At 76.5% G+C, this 2,113-nt stretch carries 2 protein-coding genes and 1 pseudogene; 2 read left to right on the plus strand and 1 reads right to left on the minus strand.

All coding sequences use genetic code 11. The annotated features are described in order from the left end of the window. Positions 1-451 precede the first annotated feature (451 nt). On the plus strand, positions 452-1,675 hold the full coding sequence (locus KS423_RS44160; protein ID WP_224285316.1) for an ROK family protein: 1,224 nt from the start codon (positions 452-454) through the stop codon (positions 1,673-1,675). 40 nt (positions 1,676-1,715) lie between these two features. On the opposite strand, the gene KS423_RS47765 is transcribed toward KS423_RS44160, so the two are convergent. Further along, entirely contained in the window at positions 1,716-1,847 is a 132-nt protein-coding gene (locus KS423_RS47765) for a hypothetical protein (RefSeq protein ID WP_263455858.1), read from the minus strand. Between the two features lie 86 nt (positions 1,848-1,933). Between KS423_RS47765 and KS423_RS44165 the strand changes: the two are divergent. Then, positions 1,934-2,113, plus strand: a pseudogene (locus KS423_RS44165) (VCBS repeat-containing protein); the annotation flags it as partial.

Consider the following 2,113-nt stretch of genomic DNA (forward strand, 5'->3'; position numbering starts at 1 on the left):
CGACCGGGGCGGCGGCGAGGACCTCGCGGAGCCGCTCCGGGTCGTCGTCGCCGTCACCGCCGGTGATCGCGCCGAGTCGTGCGGCGAGGGCCGCCGCGGTGGCCGCCAGGGACCGGGAGTCCGGTGCCGCGGGCCGCGGGCCCTTCGCTCGGTTGCCGTACCGGAAGTGCATACGCCCATGATCACGCGCCCGGGCGCGGCACGCCCACATGCGGGTGAAACGTTGACTGGCCGGAGACAGTGTTGTAACGGAGGAGCGGCGGGCTCTGCGCGGCGCTCCCGGAGACGTCCACGGGAGTCGCCTGCGGGGCCGTACGGATACGGCAGGCGAACGCCGGATGATCTCCGGTCATACTTGGGCGGCGGCGCCCGGCCCGGACGCCGCGGGCCGGGCCCAACCGGCCGTACCCGACCCCGACCCGCGCCCGAAGATCCAGACCGGAGGAACCCCATGAGCCCCCACCAGCCGACCAGTCGCCCGGCGGCCGGGGCCCCCGGGGTGCCGTGGAACCGGCAGCGGCTGCGCAGCAACAACGAGTGGCTGCTGCTGGAGCTGCTGCGCACCGGCGGTGGCTCCTCGCGCGCTCAGCTGGCCAGGGACACCGGTCTGTCCAAGCCGACCGTCTCGGCCGCGCTGGCCGAGCTGGAGCGGGCCGGCCTGGTCCGCGAGGCCGGGCGGCTGGCCCCCGAGCGCGGCCGCACGGCCGTGCTGTACGAGGTCGACCCGACGGCCGGGCACGTGCTCGGCGTGGACATCGGCCGGGCCCGGCTGCGGGTGGCGGTGGCGGACCTGGCCGGGACGGTGGTCGCCCGCAGGGACGTGGCCAACCGCGGCCGCTCGGCGAACGCCGTCGCGGACGCCGTGGTCGCCGCCGCGCACGAGGCGACCGCCGAGGCGGGCCTGGCTGCCGGGGACATCGTGCACGCGGTGATCGGCACCCCCGGGGTGTGGGACGAACAGCGGCGCGGGGTGCGCTACGCCAGCAGCCTGCCCGGCTGGGGCAGGCCAGGGCTGTTCGACCGGATTGGGGAGGGCCTGGGGACGGCCGTCTCGGTGGCCAACGACGCCAACCTGGCGGCGCTCGGCGAGTACACCCTGGGTGCGGGGCGGGGCAGTCGGATGTTCGCCTACCTGCTGGTCGGCACCGGGCTCGGCCTGGGCGTGGTGAAGGACGGCGAGCTGCTGCTCGGTGCGCACGGGGCGCTGGGCGAGATCGGTCTGGTCCCGCTGCCCGGGCGGGCCGGCGAGCCGGCCACGACCATCGAGCAGGAGGCCGCCGCGGACGCCGTGGTGCGTGCCGCCCGGCACTTCGGGTCGGACGGGGATTCCGCGGCGCGGCAGTTGACGGCGAAGCAGGTGTTCGAGCGGGCCCGGGCCGGGGAGTCCGCGGCGGTCCGGGCCGTGGAGTGGGAGGCCGAGCGGCTCGCCTACGCGGTGGCCGTGCTGTCGGCCGTCCTGGATCCGGACCTGGTGGTGCTGGGCGGCGGGATCGGCAGCAGCGCGGACCTGCTCCTGGAACCGCTGGAGCAGGCGCTGCACCGGCTCGCCCCGATGCGTCCGACGCTCGCGCCGAGCCTCCTGGGGGAGGAGGCGGTGCTCCTCGGCGCGGTCTCCACGGCGCTGGAGACCGCCCGCCCCGAGGTGTTCGAGCGCCGGACGGCGGAGCTGCGCTGACGGCGGGTCGGCGGGTCGGCGGGTCGGCGGGTTCGCGGGGTCAGCCGGTGGTGGCCGGCGGGGTCAGCCGGGTGGCCAGGGTCGGGCCGTGGGTGCCGACGACCGGGTGGTGAGGGTGGCCGGTGAACGCGGGGCGGCGACGCTCGACGGCCGGAAGGTCTCGATCTGCCAACGAGTGGGGATTCCGTGGACGGTGCGTGTGCGACTCCTGCTTGAATCGCACGACTCATCCAAACGGAACGGAGCGTTCTCCCCCCCATGCCTTCACGGATACCCGGTCGGCGCCGGGCCGGCCTGGCCGGATTCGCCGGACTCGTCCTCACCGTCGGCCTGGCGCTGACCGGTTGCGACCCGTCGGCGGCCGACGGCGGTGCCACCGCCCCGGCCACGCCGACCGTCGCCGCCACCACGGCTGCCGCCGGCACGACCGCGACGCCC

The sequence above is a fragment of the Streptomyces sp. LS1784 genome (genome assembly GCF_020103755.1).
Taxonomy (GTDB): Bacteria; Actinomycetota; Actinomycetes; order Streptomycetales; family Streptomycetaceae; genus Kitasatospora.